Raw genomic sequence first — 19,476 nt, 5'->3', positions numbered from 1 at the left:
GTCCTGCACGGGTCCCGACGGCGGCGAGGACATCACCGCCGTCGGGGCCCGGCTCCCTCACGGCCGTGCAGCGGCGACTGGGGCGCGACTGGCGACTCGCGGCCCTGTTCCTGGCACCGATGGCCGTGCTGGTCGGCGGGCTCGTTCTCGTGCCGATCGCCCGGTCGATCATCACCAGCACCACCGAACGGCACGGGCAGGACAGCGTCTTCGTCGGCCTGGACAACTACCTCGCGCTCGTCGGCGACGACCAGTTCCACACCGGCGTGGTGAACTCGTTCGTCTTCACCGCGTACGCCGAGGTTTTCAAGGTCGTGCTGGGACTGGCCGCGGCCCTGCTGCTGCACCATCGCCGCCGGGGCCGGGCCCTGCTGGCCGGCCTGCTCCTGGTGCCGTGGGTGGTGCCGACGGTGGTGACGGCGTTCAGCTGGCGCGCGCTGCTCGACCCGATCTTCGGCAGCGTCAACACGCTGCTCACCGCCACCGGAATCGGGCCGCTGCTGGCCAGCGCACACCTGGTCGACAGCTGGCCCGCGGGTTGGTTGTCCGACCCGGAGCTGGCCATGCCGTCGGTGATCCTGGTCAACGTCTGGAAGGGAGTGCCGTTCTTCACCGTGTGCTTCCTCGCGGGGTTGAAGGCCATCCCGGCGGACCTCTACGAGGCGGCGACCATCGATGGGGCCTCGGCGTGGCAGCGGTTCTCCCACGTGACACTGCCCGGGCTGCGACACGTGATCACCGTGACGGTGACCCTGTCGTCGATCTGGACGTTCAACAACTTCGACCTCATCTGGTTGCTGACCCAGGGTGGCCCGGGCGACGTGACAGCGCCGTACGTGCTCATCGCCTACTCCAAGGCGATCCTCCAGCTCCAGTACGGCGCTGGGGCGGCGGTCACCCTCGTCATGCTGCCGATCATCGGCGGTCTGGTGTTCGTCCTGGTCCGGTTGTTGCGTCAGGACACCAACATCAAGCTGCCCCGCCGACGCCGGTCGACGCTGTGGACCGGAACGCGGCGGTGGGCCGGGCCGGCGCGAAAGGCAGTGCCGTGGATCGTCACCGCGCTGGTCACCGGTCTGCTGCTCTGGGCGTCGCCGGAGATCTTCTGGAAGGCGGCGGTGGTCCTCGGGGTCATTCTGCTGGTCGCGGCGGCGGTCGGCCGGGTCGTCTCGACCCTCCAGTCGCGAGGCGGTCGCCGGTCGTCGTCAGTGGTGTCGGGCGTCGGGTCCTGGGCCGCGCTGGCCGGTCTGCTCTTCTTCGTGCTCGGCCCGCTGTACTGGATCGCCGTCACGGCCTTCAAGTCCGAGGGCCAGGTCGTCATGCGCACCGACGACCTGTGGCCGACGCCATGGACGCTGGAACAGTTCAGCGCCCTCTTCGCCAACCAGCCGTTCGGTCGCTGGTACCTCAACACCCTGCTGGTGTCGGCGGCATCCACCGCGGTGGCACTGGTCTGCGCCGCCCTGGCCGGTTACGCGCTGGCCCGGCTGCGGTTCCGCGGGGCGCAGAGCTTCACCGTCACGGTGCTGCTCACCTACGTGATGCCGGGCGCGCTGCTGTTCATCCCGCTGTACCAGATGCTCATCGGCGCTCGACTCACCGACTCGCTGTGGTCGCTGGTGGTGACGTACCCGACCTTCACCCTGCCGTTCGCCACCTGGCTGCTGGTGGGGTACTTCTCGTCGATTCCCATCGAGTTGGAGGAGGCCGCACTGGTCGACGGTTGCAGCCGCGTCCAGGCGTTCGGCCGGGTGGTGCTGCCGCTGGCCAAGCCAGGGCTGCTGGCGGTCGCGCTCTTCACCCTGACCAACGCCTGGAACGAGTTCCTCTTCGCCTTCGTGTTCATCACCAAGGACGAGTACAAGACGCTCCCGGTGGGCATGCAGTCGATGATCGCCGGAGACGTCGTGCCACAGGGACAACTCGCCGCGGCGTCACTGCTCGTCAGCATTCCCGTGGTGATCATGTACGCCCTCGGGCAGCGCTTCCTGACCGAAGGACTCACCGCGGGGGCGGTGAAGGGCTGATCCGGTCTGGCCGCTGCTGCCGGTCGGCGGCGGCAGCAGCGGCCAGGTCGTACTCCTACCCACGAACCTCAGCTACGGCCAGGGACCCGGAGGGTAGGACCGCATCCACCGCTCATGCGGGCTCGTCTGCGGCTTCGGTACGGGTGTAGGTCAGGAAGAGGGCGCCACTGTCCAGGACGGTGTGATCGGTCAGCCGCCAGGTGCGTGGGGCGAACACGGCGTCGCGGCCGAACAGGGGGATGCCGGCACCGATGGTCAGCGGGGCGAGTTTGACGATCAGTTGATCGATCTCGGGGTACAGGGCACCGGCCAGGGCACCGCCGCCGATCACCCAGATGTCCTTGCCGTCGTGCCGCTTGAGCTCTCGTACCGTGGCGATCGGCTCCTGGTCGACGACCTCGACGGCCGGATCCGGGCTGCTGCCCAGCGTGCGGGAGAACACCAGGTGGCGCAGGTGGGGGTACGCGTCGGTGACGCCGGCCTTCAGCCCCACCTCGTAGGAGTGGCGCCCCTCCAGCACGGTGTCGAACCGGCTGCCCTCGTCGACGATGCCGAACGCCTGCCGGGCCGGGCCGGGCAGGGTCTCCGGGTACTCGGCGACGAGGTGGCGCAGGTAGTCGTCCGGAACCGGCCAGAACCCGCCGGGGCCGGTGGGGTCGGCGCCGTCGGGGCCGGCGATGAAGCCGTCCAGGGTGGTGGCGATGTAATACACAAGCTTGCGCACTGACGACTCCTCGCGTGGGTGCCGGCTGCCGTTGTTCGCTCCGGCACCCACCAGCCTGCCCAGCGAGGTGGCGGTCTTCAAGGTCATTTTCGGTGCCGTGTCATCAGGAGGCGGTCGCCCCTGACCGGTCGCCCCCGCGCTGGGCCAACCGCTTCTCGAACCAGTGGTCGGCGTAGTGCTCGGTGTTGTACGCCTCGATCTCCCGGTAACCGGTCGCCCGGTACAGGGCGATCGCCTCGGTGAGGTTGCGGTTGGTGTCCAGCCGGACGGCGGTCGCGCCATGCTCGGCGGCGTACCGTTCCAGCTCGCCCAGCAGCCGCCGCCCGACGCCGAGGCCGCGTACGGTGTCCGCCACCCACACGCGTTTGATCTCGGCGGCCTCGCCCCGGTGGAGCTTCACCCCGCCGCAGCCGATCGGTTCGCCGTTGAGGGTGGCGAGCAGGAGCACACCGTTGGGCGGGGCGAGCGCATCGTCGTGGAGCGGCTTGCTCAGTGCGGGGTCGAACCCGTCGTCGAGCCGTCGGGCGATGTCCCGGACGTAGGCCCGTAGGCAGGCACGGGCCCGTGGGTCGCCCGGCGGGCACGGCTCGATGACGACCATCGACCCGATGAGCAGCCGTTCCACCTCGGCCATGGCGGTGACGAGTCGTTCCCGGCGGTGTTCGGTGAGCGGTTCGAGGATCGAGGCGGCGAGATCGTCCGAGCGCCGATCGAGGTCCGCCCACTGGGTCCGGCCGGCGTCGGTGAGCGTGGCGACGCGTACCCGGCCGTCGCCGCCGGTCCGGTCGACCGGTCCGACGGTGATGAGGCCGTCGTTCTCCAGGGTGCGCAGGAGCCGACTGAGGTGTCCGGAGTCCAGGCCGAGCCGGGTGCGTAGCGCGGCGACCTCGGCACCGGCGGGGCCGATCTCCCAGAGCAGCCGAGCCTGCCCCAGGGGACGGCCCTGGGCCATGTACTCGTCGTCGAGCGCACCCACCCGTTGGGTGACCGTCCGGTTGAACCGCCGTACGGCGGCGATGAGAGCCGAGTCCATACACCTGACTTTAGTCAGGCTTATTGCCTACGCACCAGGTCGGTGGCGGTAGGACCGGATGCCGGCGTGATCCAGGACGACCACCACCAGCACCACCGTGACGGCGACCGCGCTGACCGCCACCAGCGGCAGCCGCAGCACTGCCGCCGCACCGGCCAACACGAACAGGGCGGCGATCCGGGGCCAGGAGAGTCGCCGGTGGATCGCCGCCGAGAAGAGGATCCGCCCGACGAGGAACAGCGTCGGGCCGCTCAGAATGACCACGACAGCGGTCGTGTCACCGGTCCGCAGGGGGTGGACGATGCTCAGTTCGGCGCCGACGGCGGTAACCACCAGCCCGGCGATCATCACCAGGTGCAGGTAACCGGTGATCACGCCGAGCCGGGCCGGATCTGCGCGCTCGATGGCCGGGCCGAGGCGCTGGCCGGCAGGTGTGACGTAGAGCAGGCCGATCAGCACGGCGATGGTGAAGACCAGCAGAAACGCGACGGTCTGTGGAAAGTGCAGGTCGGTGCCGGCGTACGACAGGCCGGCGACCAGCACGAGTTCGCCGAGCGCAATGATCATGATCTGCTGGTACCGCTCGGCGAAGTGCTCACCGGCCAGGTGCAACTCCTCCCGCCTGGTCCGGCCCATCCCGGGTGTGGGCCAGCCGATCCGCGGACCGGTGAGGTCGAGGACGAGAGCGAGCAGCCACAGCGGCACCCGCCACTGCGGCAGCAACCCACCGGCGAGCCACGGTACGGCCGAAACGCTGAACCAGCACAGGATCCGCAGCGTCCGGATCTGCCGCGGATGACCGCGCAGCCCGACAGCGGTGACCACGCCCCGGGCAATGTGCACCGCGACGTACGCGCCGGCGAAGAGCAGCCCTCGGCCGTCAAACGCCTGCGGGATCGCCACCCCGGTCAGCAGGGTGCTCAACGCGGCGCCCACCAGCAGCCACCGCACCGCCGGGCTCTGCGGGTCGTACCAGTCGGCGAACCAGGTGGTGGGCACCCAGATCCACCAGACCCCGGTCAGCAGCACTGCGGTGTGCAGCGCGCCGACCACTGTGAGGTCGTGCAGCAGGTAGGCGGCCAACTGGCTGAGGACCAGCACGAACGCCAGATCGAAGAACAGCTCCAGGAACGAGGCGCTCAGCGGTGAGTCGCCGCCTCGCAGCAGCCGCTCGGGTCTGCTCGCCATCGGCGCTCCTCCCGCTGGCGCACGTCCCTGCGTCCGTCGTACCACCCGAGGCCGCCCATCGGAGCCGAAAGCGGTCAGCCGCGTAGCGACGACCCGCTGACCCCTCGTGTCGTTGATCCGGCTGCGCCCATGGTCACCGCTGACCACGGTGGGGGCACCGACTCAACGAGGAGGGAAGCCGATGACCGCTCAGCGCGAAACCGTGCAGGTCGACCACGACCTGTTCCGCGCCGTGTACGACTCACCCGCGTCACTGCCCGGCCGACACCGTTGGACCACCCCGGAGTCGGACGTCCGGCGGCTGGAGAAACTGCTCGGGATGCCGGCACGCAGCATCGGCGCCCCGCTCTGGGTCAGCGGCGACGAACCCGACTGCCCGAAGTGCCGCCGGCGGATCACCTGGTACGACATCGTCTCGTCGGCCCTCTCCGGCCTGCACGACAAGACCATGATCGCCACGGTCATCCTGGGCGATCGCAAGTACGTCAACACCGAGATCCCGGATGCCATCGCCGGGGTGCGCTGCTCCGACTGTCACACCGCGATCGACGGTCTGCGCAGCTTCAAGTGCCACAACTGGGCGTACGCCTTCGAGGCCCTGGAGGCCGTCCGCGAGCGGATGGCAGGTGGTCCCGCACCGATCTGAGCCGAACGACGGCTCAGTCGGCCGAGCGGCGGGTGGGGCGGCGGCCAGGCGGGGAGGGCGGTTCCGGGCCGGGGTCCGGCACCGGCGGCATCGGCCGGGTGACCGGCCCGGTGCCGGTGACCCGCAGCGACTCGCCGTGGTGCCACAGCTCGACCTCGGCATCGCCGGTGGCCTCGGGCAGCTCGTAGCGGGCCTCCGTCGGAGTCAACGTGACCCGCAGCCGGTGGCCGCGCCAGCGCAGGCTGAACGCCAGCCGGTCGATCCGCCGTGGCAGGCGGGGGTCGAAGGAGAGCACCTCGTGGTCGTCGCGCAGCCCAGCGAAGCCCTGCACCAGCGCCAGCCACGCGCCAGCCAGCGAGGCCAGGTGCAGCCCGTCGGCGGTCTTGTCCCCCAGGTCGGCCAGGTCCTGCAGCACCGACTCGGCGAACAGGTCGTACGCCAGGTCCAGGTGCCCGACCTCGGCGGCCAGCACCGCCTGCGGGGCGGCCGACAGTGACGAGTCGCGGACCGTGCGGGCCTGGTAGTAGGCCAGGTTGCGCGCCTTCTCGTCGGCGGTGAACTCACCGGGGCGAAGCTGCATGGCCAGCACCAGGTCGGCCTGCTTGACCACCTGCTTGCGGTACAGCTCCAGGTACGGGAAGTGCAGCAGCAGCGGGTAATCGTCGTCGCCGGTGTTCGCGAAGTCCCACTCGGGTTGCTCGGTGAAGCCGGCGGCCTGCTGGTGCACCCCGCGCTCGTTGTCGTACGGGATGGCCATCGCATCGGCGGCGGCCCGCCAGCCGGCCACCTCGTCGCGGTCCACGCCGAGCCGACCGGCCACCTCCGGATGCCGCTCGGCGGCGTCCGCTGCGCCACGCAGGTTGCGCTTCGCCATCAGGTTCGTGAAGACGTTGTCGTCGACAAGCGCGGCGTACTCGTCCGGGCCGGTCACACCGTGCAGGTGGAAACCGCCGTCGCTCGACCAGTGGCCGAAGCCGTGCCAGAGCCGGGCGGTCTCCACCAGCAGTTCCAGCCCTGCCTCGGCCAGGAACCGCTGGTCGTCGGTGGCCGCCACGTAGCGCAGCACCGCGTCGGCGACGTCGGCGTTGACGTGCAGCCCGGCGGTGCCCGCCGGCCAGTAGCCGGAGCATTCCCGGCCACCGATGGTGCGCCACGGGAAGGTCGCGCCGGTCAACCGCAGCTCGGCGGCCCGCTCCCGCGCCTCGGGGAGGTGGGCGTGCCGCCAGGTCAGCGCCGAGCGGGCCACCGCCGGGGCCAGGTAGGTGAGCACCGGCAGGACGTAACTCTCGGTGTCCCAGAGGACGTGACCGTCGTAGCCGTTGCCGGTCAACCCCTTGGCGGAGATGGTCCGGTCGCAGTCCGGGCGACCCGCCTGGATCAGGTGGAACATCGCGAACCGAACAGCCTGCTGAAGCTCCGGATCGCCGTCGAGCCGCACGTCGGCGACCTGCCAGGCCGCGTCCAAGGCGGCGCGCTGGTCGACGAGCAGGGCGTCGAAGCCGTCCGCACGGGCGGCGTCCACCTCGGCGGTGACCAGGGCGGCCAACTCGTCGGCGGGCGTCTCGTCGACCGCCGCCCACTCGTAGGCGGCGAACTTCGTCAGCCGCAACCGCTCCCCCGGGTGCAGGCGACCGGTGACGGTCAGCCGTACCCGGTCCGGGGTGCAGTCACCGGTGGTGGTCATCGTGTCCGGCCCGTCCAGCAGGTGACTGACGGCGACCCCGACGCGTTGACCGCTGCGCTCGGTGCGGTGCACCAGCACGCCGTCGAGGCCGGTCGCCCGGTACGTCTCGGCGGTCAGCGGGTCGGTGGGCACCGAGGCGGCCCGAGGGTCGTCCGAGCGCTCCGGCACCTTCTCGTTGGCCAGCAGGTCCGAGCAGACGCGCAGCTCGACGGCGGTGTCCAACGGCTCGACCTCGTACCGGACGGCGGCCACCGGGCGACGCGGCAGGGACACCAACCGGGTGCTGCGCAGGCGCACGCCCCGACCGGCGGGTGAGATCCACTCGGTCTCCCGAGCCAGCACGCCGGTACGCAGGTCGAGCACCCGTTCGTGGCGGCGCAGCGTCCCGGTCCGGAGATCGAGTGGCTCGTCGTCGACCCAGAGCCGGATCAGTGCGGCGTTCGGTGCGCTGATGACGGTGTCGCTGGCCGACGGGAACGCGTACCCCTCCTCGGGGTAGCTCAGTTCGCGCCGCTCGTGGAAGCCGTTGACGTAACTGCCCGGCATCCCGCAGGGAGCGCCCTCGTCGAGCACCCCGCGCCAGCCGATCCACCCGTTGCTCAACGCGAAGATCGACTCGGTCTCGCCGAGCCGGTCCTGGTCGGCCGCTGTGCGCCGGATCCGCCAGGTCTCGTCGTCCTCCGTGCCGGCGGTGGGCTGCGGTTGATCGGTGGTCGAACCGGTCTGCACGAAGTCTCCTGTCATGCCGATGTCCTGCACCAGCCAACCAGAGCCGGCTGGACGAATCCTGGACGAAGGTCGTCAAAGCCACTCGACCTTCGACAGCGGCGGTACCCTCTGCCGCGTTCCTAGGGTGTCCCCCAGGTGAACGAGGTATGAACGTGAAGTGAGGTGATGCATGGTCGACAACGGCAGCATTGACGTTCCGGAGATCAGCGCCGAGTGGTACCGCGACGTCGTCGACGCCGCCGCCGGCAGCCCAGAGCCGGTGCAGTGGTTCGTCGGACACGCCACCGAGGGGGTGATCCTGCTGCTCGGCGCGCTGCTGCTGATGGCCGCGCTGAGCCGCCGGGTCGGCGGCCCGCACGACCGGGCGCTCGCCCTGATCGCGCCGCTGCCGGCCGTCCTGGCGTACGTGGGCAGCGAATTCTTCAAGACCGTGGTGGACGAGGAGCGCCCCTGCCGGACCATCGGCCGGGAGATCATCGCGAGCGCCTGCCCACCACCGGGCGACTGGTCGTTCCCCAGCAACCACGCCACCATCGCCGGAGCGCTGGCGGTCACCACGGTGCTGCTCTCCCGCCGCCTCGGCCTGGTCGCGCTGCCCCTGGCCGCGCTCGCCGCCTTCTCCCGGGTCTTCGTGGGCGTGCACTACCCGCACGACGTGATCGCAGGGGTGTTGTTCGGCGCCCTGGTCGCCGTGGTGATCACCCCGTTGCTGGCCCGCCCGGTCGGCGAGGTGCTGCGCCGTCGGGCCGACCGTCAGGACAGCCCGATCCCCAAACTGGCCGGCCGCTCGCGACAGTGACCGGCGACCCGGCCGGTCGCCGCCCGCTGGGTCAGGCCGCCAGCAGGACGGCACCCATCGTGCCGAGCAGCAGGAACGGGCCGAACGGCAGGTGGCTGCTCCAGTTGGCTCGACGGGTGGCCAACAGGCCCAGACTCACCACTGCGGAGAGCCCGAAGGTGAGCAGCATCCCGAACAACAGCACCGGCCAGCCGTACCAGCCGAGCAGTGCCCCGACGCTGAGCGCCAGCTTGGCGTCGCCCAGCCCGAAGCCCCGGCGGCCGAGCAGCACGGCGGTGCTGGCGAAGAAGAGCGCCAGCCCGGTGCCGCCGGTGACGGCCCGAAGCCAGTGCCCCGGGTCGGCATCGAGCGCGGCCACACCGAGCAACAGCCAGGTGCCGGCCGCCGCGGGAAGGGTGAGCCGATCCGGCAGCCGGTGCACGGCCAGGTCGACGAGGATCGCCGGGATCGTCCAGCCGAGCCACCAGATCAACGCCGGCAGCGCCCCGTCCGACGGGCCGCCGAACGCCAGCAGCAGCACCGCCGCGAGCACAGCCACCTCGACGGTGCCCGGCGGTGGGCCGACCCGGGCGCGGCAGTGCCCACACCGGGCCGCCGGGCCCAGCGCCGGCCAGGGGCGGGTCACTCCGACCGGCGCGCCGCAGGCGTCGCAGCCGGTCCGGCTGGGCAGACCCGGGGGTACGGCGTAGCGCAGCGCGGCCAGTCGCATCAGCGGGCTGATCGCGAGGATCGCGAACACGGCCCGCCGCGACCCCGCCACGGCAAACACGGATGGTGACCGGGGGTTCGCTGTGGTGTGACGGATGGCGCGGAAAGCGACCTGCCCACCTGAGCCGGCGGGGGTGCTTTTCACCGCTTCGGGGTCGGGTGGGGCGGCCCCCTGATCGCCTGGCGACCCCGTTCGAATGCCGGGATGACGCCACGATGTCCCACTCTCGCGACCCGTCGCGAAACGTCGAGGGGCTCGTTCGACCCAGCGACGTCCCATCAATAACGACCTTTCGCACGGCCTTCGCTCCGGGCGCGGTGCGGACACCCGCCACCACCACCTGTCATCACACAGAGTGTTCACTTGAATTGCCTCTGTTGCATCGGCGAGCGTCAGCCTATGCTCGCCCCTTGGGTGTGACGCAAGCCTCACCTTTGCCATCGGACGACACAGGGACCTGAATTCGCGAAAGATCCGTAACGGTGAATGCCGAAGCGCAATGAACGGCTCCGGATGTGCTGATCCGGGCGCGCTTCCGCATGCCCGGCGGCGGTGAACAGTCACCGCCCCTGGCGACCACGAGGAGGCTCGACGGTGCGCGGACGGCAGCTCAGGCGAGCGGCAATCTGCCTGCTGGCGATCGTGGCGGCGATACCGGTCACCGCCTGCGCCAGCGGACGGGAATCGGTCGAACGGCCGACCGCGGTACGCGACGATGGGCACCGGACCAATCCCGACGTCGATCGGCACGCTGCCGAAAAGGCGGCGCTTGACGCGTACTCCGGTTATCTCACGGCCTCCCGCAAGGCGGGCCAACGCAGTGATCCGCGCGCGCCGGAACTGTCCCGGTTTCTCGCTGATCCACTTCTGACCCGGGTCCGGGTGTCCATTCGCGAGGCCAAGGAGCACGGCGCCATGCGTACCGGAACGGTGAAGTCCGACCCGACCGTGACCGCGGTCAGCCTGGACGCGAAGCCGGCCACCGTGGAGATCCAGGACTGCCTCGACACGACCGGCTACCGGCTGGTCTACGCCAAGGACAAACGTCCCGTCCCGGGTAGCGGCGGGGGCCGGCACCTCTCCACCGCCACCGCGACCCGGTACCCGGACGGTCGCTGGTTGATCAACTATGGCGCGACGCACCGGGACCAGCCGTGCTGACCCGGCCCGCGACAACCCGGCGGGCGCTCGCCGGGATCGGCCTCGCGCTCCTGCTGGTGCTCGGTGCCACACTGCCGGCCACCGCCGCCCGACGGGCCGACCCGGGGGCCGGTTGCCCGCCCGACCAACCCGACTGCAGCGTCTGGGACGACGAACCTGGCAACCCGGGCAACCCCGGCGGCGGTGGTGATGACGGCGGGGATGACGGGGGCGGCGGAGGCGGAGGAGTCTGCCAGTGGAACGGGCGGACCATCCCCTGCTACGACGAGGACCTGGGCTGGTTCAACAACGGCGACGGGTGCTACTACAAGCTGACCGAGGGGTCGACCGAGCCCTCCGAGGGTCACCAGTGGTACCTGCAAACCTGCAACGGCGGCGACCTGGGTGCCCAGGACGTGGTGGAGCTGGCCGATCCGCCGGCCGGCTTCGGCGCACCGCCGGACCCGGAGGAGCTGGCCCGCCGCGCCCTGGCGTCGATCAAGCTGCTCCCGGCGCCGCTCAGGGTCGCGCCCCGCAAGAGCATCGGCCCCGGACTCGTCGGCCTGCCCGTGTGGATGTGGGCGGCACCGAGTACCAGCTACTTCGGGCCGCTGACCGCGTCCGCGTCCGACCGGGGCGTGACCGTCTCCATCGAGGCGAAGGTCCGCGAGATCGTCTGGGACATGGGCAACGACGAGCAGGTCTCCTGCGACGGCCCCGGCACCCCGTACGACCCGAAGGGTGACCGGGCCGGCGGCACCTCCCCGGACTGCGGCTACGACAAGGGCTACCAGAAGGCCGACACCTACCGGGTCACCGCCACCACGTACTGGACGGTGACCTGGAGCGGCGGCGGCGAGAGCGGAGTGATCCCGGTGACCCGAAACAGCGGCACGGTGCCGATCCAGATCAACGAACTCCAGGTGGTGACCCGATGAGCCTCGCGACCCGCAACGGGACCGGATCCGTGGACGCGCCCGTCAACCCGCCCACGGTGGTCCGACAGCGGCGGGTCCGCCCCGGGCTGCTCGGTCTCGCCGTCCTCCTGATCGCCCTGGGCGGGTTGGGCGCGGCGTTCGCGGTCACGTCGGTACGGGCCACCGGCAGCTACCTGGCGGTGGCCCGTCCGGTGGAGGTGGGCCGCGAGATCAGCGCCGCGGACCTGGTCACCGTGCAGGTCGCCGGTGGTCAGGGGCTGCGCCCGGTGCCCGCCGGACGGCTCGACGAGGTGGTCGGCAAACGGGCCGCTGTCGCGCTGCTTCCGGGCACACTGCTCACCCTGGGACAGGTCACCGACGATCCGCTCCTCGGCCCCGGCCAGCAGCAGATCGCGCTCGGTCTGAAGACCGCCCAGGTGCCGGCCCGCGAACTGCACCCCGGCGACAAGGTCCTACTGGTCAGCACTCCGGACACCAGCACCAGCGGCGACCCGCCCACCGCCGCGGGCACCCGGTTCCCGGCCACCGTCATCGACATGGTCAGCCCGAGCAACGACGACAAGGTCCTGTACCTGGCGCTGCTCACCCGTGACGTGCCCGCCGTGGTGGCGCTCGCCGCACAGGAACGGCTCGCCGTCGTGCTGACCGAGGCGGCCTGAGCATGGCGATCATCGCGCTGGTGTCCGCGAAGGGTTCACCCGGCGTCACCACCTCGGCGCTGGCCTGCGCACTGAGCTGGCACCGACGGCTGGTGGTCGCCGAATGTGACCCGGCCGGTGGCTCGATCCTCGCCGGATACCTCGGCGGCCAACTGGACGGCCCACGCGGCATCGGCGAGCTGGCCGTCGGAGAGCTGCGCGACGGCAACCTGGAAACCGGGTTCTGGTCGCAGCTGGTCGACCTGGACGCGCCCCACCGGGAACGGCTGCTGCTGCCCGGTCTCGTCGACCCGGCCCAGAGCGGCAGCGTCACCCCGCTCTGGCAGCGCTTCGCCGACTACTTCGACGCCCTCGACCGCGGCACACCCGGCTACGACGTGCTTGTCGACTGTGGCCGGCTGCACGTGACCGGGCCACCGTGGCCGGTGTTGCGGGCCGCGTCGGTGGTGCTGTTGGTCACCCGGGCGCACCTGCCGGACCTCTCCGGCACCCGCGCTGTGGTCACCACCATCGAACGGGACTTCGCCGAGCACCGGGTGGCCCCGGGCACCCTGCGGCTGCTGCTGGTCGGCGACGGGCACGGACGGGCCGAGATCAGCCGGGCGCTGAAACTGCCGGTCATCGCACGGCTGCCGCACGATCCGCGTACCGCCCGGGTGCTCGCCCTGGGCGGAACCGTGCGGGCCGGTCGGCCGCTGATGCGCGCGGCGGCCGCGCTGGAGGTCCCGATCGGGGCACTCCTGGAGCGGCGACGGGCCCGCCTGGCGTGGCCCGTGCAGCAGGGGGTGCCGGATGCGGTTTGAGCCGGTCTCCACTGATCCGCGCCAGCAGCCACCCGGCGTGACCTCGACCGCGCCGCCACTGGCCGTGCCGAACGGCCGGCACCACCAGTCCGTGCCGCAGCCGATGCCCGCGGTCACCCCGCCGCCGGAGCCGCCGCCCCGACCACGAATGGACTTCCAGGTGGTCCGGGAGCTGCGCCGGGAACTCACCGAACGGCTCACCCTCTGGCAGCGCGGCCGGGAGTTCACCGTCGACGAGGAGGACACCGAACGGGCCCGCCTCGCCGTCACTGTCGTCGCCGCGTACGCGGACTCGGTGCGCCGGGCCGGTACGCCGATGGCCGCCAGCGAGGAACGTCTGCTGCTCGACCAGGTGACCGCCGAGTTGGTCGGACTCGGCCGGCTACAGACCCTGCTCGTCGACGACACCATCGAGGAGGTGCACATCCTCGGCTGCGACCAGGTGCGCATCACCCGGCACGGCGGTGGGGTGGACTGGGCCGAGCCGATCGCGGACAGCGACGCCGAACTGGTGGAGATCCTCCAGGCGGCGGCCCGCCGGGCGGGCGCGACCGAACGGTCCCTGTCCACAGTGAAGCCGACCCTCGACCTGCAACTGCCCGACGGCAGCCGGTTGGCAGCGGTGTTCCTGGTCAGCCACCGCCCGTACGCGGTGATCCGCAAGCACAACACCCTGGACGTGAGCCTCGACGACCTGGCGGGCGCCCGCAACGACCTGGACGAGATGATCGACCCACTGCTGCGCGACTTCCTCCGCGCGGCCATGCGCGCCGGTCTGAACATCATGGTCGCCGGGTTGGCCGGCGCCGGAAAGACCACTGTCATCCGGGCGCTCATGAACGAGATCCCGCAGGATGAGCCGTACGTGCTGCTGGAGGAGAGTCGGGAGCTGCTCCCGGCCCGCCGCCGGGAGCGGCACCGGGCAGTGATGAGCTTCGAGGCCCGGGAGGGCCACGGCGAACGCGGCTTCGATGGCCGCCCGGCCGGTGAGGTGACCATCGCCGACCTGATCCCGCTGTCGCTGCGGATGGGCGTCCTGCGGATCATCGTGGGTGAGGTGCGATCCCGGGAGATCGTGCCGATGCTCCAGGCCATGACCACCAGCCGGGGGTCGATGTGCACCATCCACGCCCGTACCGCGGCGGGTGTGGGTGAACGGATCGTCGAGCTGGCGTTGGCGCACGGCCGCGAGATGACCGTCGACCAGGCCCGTCGGATGGCCGGCAACGCGCTCGACCTGATCGTCTACGTCACCGTCGAGGACGAGACCGCGATCGGTGGGCGCAAACACCGGTTCGTCTCCCATGTGGAGGAGGTGATCGGGGCCGGCGAAGCCGGTCGGATCACCACCACCACGGTCTTCGGGCCCGGCCCGGACGGTCGTGCGGTCCCCCGGCACCTGCCGGAGCGGGTCCGTGACCAGTTGCTGCGGGTGGGTTACGACGCACGGCTGCTGACCCGGTGGGTCGAGGCCGGTGCCGGTGCGTGGCGGCGGCCCCGGCAGACCCGACTGGCCCGGCGGTGACCTGATGCTCGGCAGCCTGGAACTGATCGCGGTGATCTCCGGGGCAGCCTGTGTGGCCGGGCTGTTGCTGGCCGTGATCGCGCTGGTCGGCACCCGCCGGCCGCCCGGGCCGCCCCCGGGCAGCGGCCCGGGGCTGAGCCGACTGTGGCGGGGGCCGGGCAGCACTCCGGCCGAGCAGCGGGCCTACCAGGCGCTGCTGGTCGCCGCGGTGGCCGCCGGCGCGCTGGCGTTCCTGTTGACCGGCCTGCCGGTGGTGGGCCTGCTGGTGGCGGTGGCGGTGCCCGGCACCCCGTGGCTGTTCGGGGTGGGCAAGGCCGAACAGCGGGCGATCGCCCGGATCGAGGCGGTCGGCGAGTGGACCCGCCGACTGAAGGACGTCTCCGGCACCGGGCAGGGCCTCCAGCAGTCGATCATCGGCACGATCGGCAGCGTGCCACCCGGCATCGAGGACGAGGTACGGCTGCTCGCCGCCCGTCTCCAGGCCGGCTGGCTGGCCCGTTCCGCGCTGCTGGCGTTCGCCGACGAGATCGCCGACCCGGTCTGCGACCAGGTGGTGGCGGCGCTGATCCTGCACCTGTCGGACCGGGGTGAGCGGCTGGGTGACGTGCTCGGTTCGATCGCCGGCGCGGCGTCCGCCGAGGTGGCGACCCGTCGGGAGATCGAGGCCAAGCGCACGCAGCCCCGGTTCGCGGTCCGCTTCCTCACCGGGATGACCCTGGCGACCCTGGCGTACGGACTGATCAACATCGAGTACATCAAGCCGTACGGCACGCCGGTCGGTCAGCTGGTGATGGCCGCCCTCGGTGCCGCCTTCATCGGCCTGCTGGCCTGGGTGCGGTCGATGAGCCAGCCGCGACGTCCGGCCCGGTTCCTGCCGGCGCCCGACCCGACCGAGGTGATCGCGTGAACGAAAGGTCGCTCCCGTGATCGTGAACTGGCAGATGGCTCTCGCGGTCTGCGGTGGCGCCGGGATCGGTCTGGGTGTGTTCCTGGTGGTCCGGGAGCTGGTGCCGGCGACACCGGCGCTCGGGCCGGCGCTGCGCCGGCTACACCAGCCACCGGGCACCGGCCGGGTGGCCACGCCCGCGTCCCGGCGGCTCGACTCGCTGACCGGGTTGTCCCGCTGGTTGCGACCGCCGCAGCGGCAGTTGGCCCTGATCGGTCAGACGCCCGAGCAGTACGCGCTGTCGGTGCTGCTCTCCACGCTGATCGGGTTGGCCACGCCGACACTGCTCGGGGTGACGCTGTGGGCGCTCGGCGTCTCGTTCCCGCTGGTGGTGCCGGTGCTCGGCAGCCTGGGCCTGGCGCTGCTGGGCGGCCTGCTGGCGCACCGGGCCGTGCTGACCAAGGCGGATGCCGCCCGCGACGAGTTCCGCCAGGCCGTCTGCACCTATCTCGACCTGGTGGCGTTGCAACTCTCGGCGGCGCACGGGCCGGTGCAGTCGCTGGAGCGGGCGGCGGCGGTCTGTGACGGTTGGGTGTTCGACCGGCTTCAGGAGTCGCTGCGGATCGCCCAGATGCAGATGCACGCGCCCTGGGACGAACTCCGCGACCTCGCCGACAAGGTCGGCATTCCGGAGTTGGGTGACGTCGGCGCGATCATGCGCTCGTCCGGCAGCGAGGGCGCGCAGGTGCACGAGACGCTGCGCAGTCGGGCCGACTCGCTGCGCGACCAGATCCGCACCGACAACCTCACCCGCGCCGAGGGGGTGACCAGCAAGCTCGACATCCCGGGCGCGCTGCTCGTCTTCGTACTGCTCGGGTTCGTCCTCTATCCGTTCATCACCCGTGTCTGACCCACCCCCTTGAAGGAGAACGCGATGTCCATCCTCAGCTATCTGCACGTCGTGCTGACGACGCGTCTGGCGGAGCTGCGCCGTGACGGTGAGCGGGGCGACAGCCCGGTGCCCACCGCGGTGATCATCGCCGGCCTGGTCGCCGTCGCCATGGCTGTCACCGCGTTGGCCCTGACCAAGGCCAACGACTGGATGACCAAGATCCCGGGCTACTCGCCCCCGAAGTAGCCGGCGTGAGTCGAGCGACGTCCTCGAGGTGGAGCCGGGCGGTCACCGCCGCCCGGCGCCCTCTCGCGGCCGACGACCGTGAGCGGGGTGCCAACCCGGTGGAGCTTGCCGTGATGATGCCGCTGATCCTGGTGCTGCTCTTCGCCTCGATCCAGGTCGCGGCCGTCTTCCTTGCCCGCTCCACCGCGTTGAACGCTGCGCAGAGTGGCGTCAACGCGCAACGGACGTACGAGGCGCCCGACGGTGCCGGGGTGGAGAGCGCCTCCCGCTTCCTGCGAGCCGCCGGCGGCTGGCTGGTGGGCTGGGACAAGGCCGGTCCGACCTGCGTGACCACCCTGACCGAGGTGACCTGCACGGTGAGTGGCCGCTCGCTGTCAGTGGTGCCGGGCGTGGACTTCGCCATACAGCAGACCGCCCACGGGACGGTGGAGAGGGTGACCCCGCCATGACCCGGGCCGCCGAGCGGGGCTCGGTCTCCATCGAGGTGGCGGTGCTGGCGCCCGCGTTCATCGCGCTGATGGTGCTGGCCGGCGTGGTCGGGCGCAGCGCGGTGGCGGCGGAGGCGCTCGACGCGGCCGCACACGACGCCGCACGGGCGGCCTCGATCTCCCGCAATTCCGCCACCGCCAGGACGGAGGCGCTGGAGGCCGCCCGGAAACAGTTGGACTGGCACGGCCTGGCCTGCGCCAACGACCTGCAGCCGACGTTCACCGGCTCGATTGCCGGCAAGGACTCCGGGTTCGACGACGCCTTCAGCAGCTCGGTCGGTACGGACGCCACGGTGACGGTGACGATCAGCTGCCGGGTGTCCTTCCGGGACATCACCCTCGACATCCTGCCCGGGATGCCGAGTGAACGGCTGATCACCGGGCAGTTCACCTCCCCGCTCGACCGCTACCGGAGTCGGCGATGACGGCCACCACGTCGGCCGCCGGGTCCTCGCGGGCAGGTGAGCACGGCCGGGTGAGCATCTTCCTCGCGGTGACGATGATCGGCGTACTGGCCATCATCGGCCTCTCCTTCGACGGCGCCGGTCAGCTCCGCACCCTGCAACGGGCCCAGAACCTGGCCGCCGAGGCGGCTCGGGCCGGCGGTCAGGCCATCGACCGGGCCACCGCCATCGAGGGCGGCCCGAAACGGATCGACCAGCCGCAGGCACGCGTGGCGGTCGCCGACTACCTGGCTGCCGCGAAGGCCGCCGGCCACACCGTGAGCTTCCCCGAGGTCGACGGGGAGATCCTGATCCGGGTGACCGTCTCCATCACCTACCACCGCTCGATGCTCGGACCGTTCGTCAAGGACAAGACGGTCACCGTCACCGGCGAGGCGACCGCACGTGCCATCACCGCAGCACCGTAGGAAGGAAGGCAGCCATGCCCGTATCGGGTGGGTCCGTGGTACGGCGGACCGGACGGATCCTCACCGGCATCGGCGCACTGGCCGTGCTCCTGGTGCTGCTGGTCGGCGCGCCGATCGCGTTGCTTGCCTTCGCCGGTAACCCCCTGCCCGACCACCTGCCCACCATCGGGGAGGTGGGAACCGCGCTGACCAGCCGGGACGACGGCCAGCTCTTCCTGCGGGCGCTGGCCGTGGCGGGTTGGTTCGGCTGGGCCACGTTCGCCTTCTCCGTCCTCGTCGAGCTGGGCGCGCAGACAGTGCGCCGGCCGGCGCCGAAGCTGCCCGGCATGGGCCGCCAGCAGAAGGCCGCCGCCGCGCTGGTCGGCTCGGTGGCGCTGATCCTGGTCGCCAGCCCGGCCGCCGCAAGCGCCGCCGCGGTCTATGGGGCTCCGGCGTACGCGAATCCGGGCGCACCCGCCGTCACCACGCTGGCCGCGCCGACCCGCGCCGCGACGACACCGGACACGGCCGCGCCGGTGGCCCAGGGTGGGCTGCTCGGCCTGGCCGGGACAGGGCTCGCCGCACCCGGCGGCCCGGCGGCGACCGACGAGGCCGCGCCGGTGTACCGGGTGGCGCGGGGCGACTACCTCGGGGAGGTGGCCGAGCGGTACCTGGACGAGTTCGGCGACTACCGACAACTCGCCAAGCTGAACAAGCTCGACGACCCGGACCGGATCCGCCCCGGGCAACTACTCCGACTGCCCACCGAGGCCACCGACCAGGGGGCCCGGCGGCACGCCACCGGCCGGCTCGTCGACCGGCCCGCGGCGTCGAAGCCGCCCGCGCCCCGGCCGGCGCCCGAGCAGACCGCCCCGCCGCGGGTGGCCCCGGCACCACCCAGCGGTACGCAGTCGACGGGCCAGCCACCCGCGATGACGGTCGGTGCGGCCCGGGCCGGTGACGTCGATCGGGTGAACCGCCCGCTGGCGGTCTCCGCCGTACTGGCCGTGGCGAGCATCGTCGGCGCCCAGATCGGCGCGGTCCTGGGGCTGCGCCGGCGCCCGGCCACCGCAGCCGGCGCTCCCCGGCTGGCCGCACCCTCCCGCAGACCCCGAGGTGGCGCGGCCCGGAGCAGCAGCGGGGCGGGCCGAAGCATTGGCGGGGCGGGACGGGGCAGCGATGGGGCCGGGCTGAGCACTGGTGGGACGGGCCGGCTGACCAGTGGTGGGGCGGCCGGGAGCGGGGCCGCGTGGGCTGCCAGCCGGGCGGCGGCCATCGAGGGCCCCTCGACACCGACCGGTGCCACGGCACCGGTCGGGAACGACCTCGCACCTCCCGGCAGCGGCGTCACGCCTAACGGCGGCGGCACGGCACCCGCCGGTGGCGGAGTGGGTACCGACGGCCCTGGCGAGTGGAGTGGCGACGACGGCTGGGCCGGCGCCGGTGCCGAAGGCGGGCTGTTCAACGGTGAGCACGGCTTGGATTCCGTACCGGACGGACCGCCGGTCGG

General features: G+C 71.8%; 18 protein-coding genes and 2 pseudogenes. 15 read left to right on the top strand and 5 right to left on the bottom strand.

The window, feature by feature from the left end:
• The first annotated feature begins 65 nt into the window (after positions 1-65).
• A complete protein-coding gene (locus QSK15_RS01930) occupies positions 66-2,027 on the top strand; it encodes an ABC transporter permease (protein ID WP_285792612.1) in 1,962 nt (653 codons plus the stop codon).
• 112 nt (positions 2,028-2,139) lie between these two features.
• On the opposite strand, the gene QSK15_RS01925 is transcribed toward QSK15_RS01930, so the two are convergent.
• The 3 genes from QSK15_RS01925 to QSK15_RS01915 all read right to left on the bottom strand — a co-directional run bounded on the left by QSK15_RS01925 (position 2,140) and on the right by QSK15_RS01915 (position 4,972).
• Complete coding sequence (locus tag QSK15_RS01925) at positions 2,140-2,751, bottom strand: dihydrofolate reductase family protein (RefSeq protein WP_285792611.1); 612 nt, start codon at positions 2,749-2,751, stop codon at positions 2,140-2,142.
• Between the two features lie 103 nt (positions 2,752-2,854).
• Positions 2,855-3,784, bottom strand: a complete 930-nt coding sequence (locus QSK15_RS01920) for a helix-turn-helix domain-containing GNAT family N-acetyltransferase (RefSeq protein ID WP_285792610.1) — start codon at positions 3,782-3,784, stop codon at positions 2,855-2,857.
• 27 nt (positions 3,785-3,811) lie between these two features.
• On the bottom strand, positions 3,812-4,972 hold the full coding sequence (locus tag QSK15_RS01915) for a low temperature requirement protein A (RefSeq protein WP_285792609.1): 1,161 nt from the start codon (positions 4,970-4,972) through the stop codon (positions 3,812-3,814).
• Positions 4,973-5,153: 181 nt separating this feature from the next.
• Here QSK15_RS01915 and QSK15_RS01910 point away from each other — a divergent pair, with 181 nt between their 5' ends.
• The gene (locus tag QSK15_RS01910; protein WP_285792608.1) at positions 5,154-5,618 is read left to right on the top strand and encodes a DUF8243 domain-containing protein; all 465 of its coding nucleotides are present in this window, start codon (positions 5,154-5,156) and stop codon (positions 5,616-5,618) included.
• A gap of 13 nt (positions 5,619-5,631) precedes the next feature.
• Here QSK15_RS01910 and QSK15_RS01905 read toward each other — a convergent pair whose 3' ends face one another.
• Positions 5,632-8,046, bottom strand: a complete 2,415-nt coding sequence (locus tag QSK15_RS01905) for a glycoside hydrolase family 65 protein (protein WP_285792607.1) — start codon at positions 8,044-8,046, stop codon at positions 5,632-5,634.
• A gap of 154 nt (positions 8,047-8,200) precedes the next feature.
• Here QSK15_RS01905 and QSK15_RS01900 point away from each other — a divergent pair, with 154 nt between their 5' ends.
• The gene (locus QSK15_RS01900) at positions 8,201-8,830 is read left to right on the top strand and encodes a phosphatase PAP2 family protein (protein ID WP_285792606.1); all 630 of its coding nucleotides are present in this window, start codon (positions 8,201-8,203) and stop codon (positions 8,828-8,830) included.
• A 31-nt stretch (positions 8,831-8,861) separates the two neighbouring features.
• Here the strand turns inward: QSK15_RS01900 and QSK15_RS01895 are convergent, their stop codons facing one another.
• A complete protein-coding gene (locus QSK15_RS01895) occupies positions 8,862-9,539 on the bottom strand; it encodes a prepilin peptidase (protein WP_285794301.1) in 678 nt (225 codons plus the stop codon).
• 594 nt (positions 9,540-10,133) lie between these two features.
• Between QSK15_RS01895 and QSK15_RS01890 the strand changes: the two genes are divergently transcribed.
• From QSK15_RS01890 to QSK15_RS01835, 12 genes and pseudogenes are all read left to right on the top strand, one after another.
• The gene (locus tag QSK15_RS01890; RefSeq protein WP_285792605.1) at positions 10,134-10,700 is read left to right on the top strand and encodes a hypothetical protein; all 567 of its coding nucleotides are present in this window, start codon (positions 10,134-10,136) and stop codon (positions 10,698-10,700) included.
• On the top strand, positions 10,694-11,617 hold the full coding sequence (locus tag QSK15_RS01885) for a hypothetical protein (protein ID WP_285792604.1): 924 nt from the start codon (positions 10,694-10,696) through the stop codon (positions 11,615-11,617). The genes QSK15_RS01890 and QSK15_RS01885 overlap by 7 nt, the downstream gene beginning before the upstream one ends.
• Positions 11,614-12,276: an SAF domain-containing protein gene (locus tag QSK15_RS01880; RefSeq protein ID WP_285792603.1), complete on the top strand. Its 663-nt coding sequence runs from the start codon at positions 11,614-11,616 to the stop codon at positions 12,274-12,276. The genes QSK15_RS01885 and QSK15_RS01880 overlap by 4 nt, the downstream gene beginning before the upstream one ends.
• Before the next feature lie 2 nt (positions 12,277-12,278).
• Complete coding sequence (locus tag QSK15_RS01875; protein WP_285792602.1) at positions 12,279-13,079, top strand: CpaE/TadZ family protein; 801 nt, start codon at positions 12,279-12,281, stop codon at positions 13,077-13,079.
• Positions 13,069-14,604, top strand: a complete 1,536-nt coding sequence (locus QSK15_RS01870) for a TadA family conjugal transfer-associated ATPase (RefSeq protein ID WP_285792601.1) — start codon at positions 13,069-13,071, stop codon at positions 14,602-14,604. Before QSK15_RS01875 ends, QSK15_RS01870 begins: the two co-directional genes overlap by 11 nt.
• Positions 14,565-15,511, top strand: a pseudogene (locus QSK15_RS01865) (type II secretion system F family protein). Before QSK15_RS01870 ends, QSK15_RS01865 begins: the two are co-directional and overlap by 40 nt.
• A 34-nt stretch (positions 15,512-15,545) precedes the next feature.
• Positions 15,546-16,400: a type II secretion system F family protein gene (locus QSK15_RS01860; RefSeq protein WP_247675710.1), complete on the top strand. Its 855-nt coding sequence runs from the start codon at positions 15,546-15,548 to the stop codon at positions 16,398-16,400.
• A 24-nt stretch (positions 16,401-16,424) separates the two neighbouring features.
• The gene (locus tag QSK15_RS01855) at positions 16,425-16,628 is read left to right on the top strand and encodes a hypothetical protein (protein WP_030332273.1); all 204 of its coding nucleotides are present in this window, start codon (positions 16,425-16,427) and stop codon (positions 16,626-16,628) included.
• A gap of 5 nt (positions 16,629-16,633) precedes the next feature.
• Complete coding sequence (locus QSK15_RS01850; protein ID WP_352232157.1) at positions 16,634-17,077, top strand: TadE family protein; 444 nt, start codon at positions 16,634-16,636, stop codon at positions 17,075-17,077.
• Complete coding sequence (locus tag QSK15_RS01845; protein WP_285792599.1) at positions 17,074-17,541, top strand: TadE/TadG family type IV pilus assembly protein; 468 nt, start codon at positions 17,074-17,076, stop codon at positions 17,539-17,541. The genes QSK15_RS01850 and QSK15_RS01845 overlap by 4 nt, the downstream gene beginning before the upstream one ends.
• Positions 17,538-17,987, top strand: coding sequence for a pilus assembly protein TadG-related protein (locus QSK15_RS01840; protein WP_285792598.1), 450 nt, complete (start codon positions 17,538-17,540; stop codon positions 17,985-17,987). Before QSK15_RS01845 ends, QSK15_RS01840 begins: the two co-directional genes overlap by 4 nt.
• Positions 17,988-18,001: 14 nt before the next feature.
• A pseudogene (locus QSK15_RS01835) lies at positions 18,002-19,069 on the top strand (LysM peptidoglycan-binding domain-containing protein); the annotation flags it as partial.
• Between the last annotated feature and the right edge of the window lie 407 nt (positions 19,070-19,476).

It is taken from the genome of Micromonospora sp. NBRC 107095 (genome assembly GCF_030269705.1).
GTDB lineage: Bacteria > Actinomycetota > Actinomycetes > Mycobacteriales > Micromonosporaceae > Micromonospora > Micromonospora parva.
This window is presented reverse-complemented; position numbering and strand designations above follow the sequence as displayed.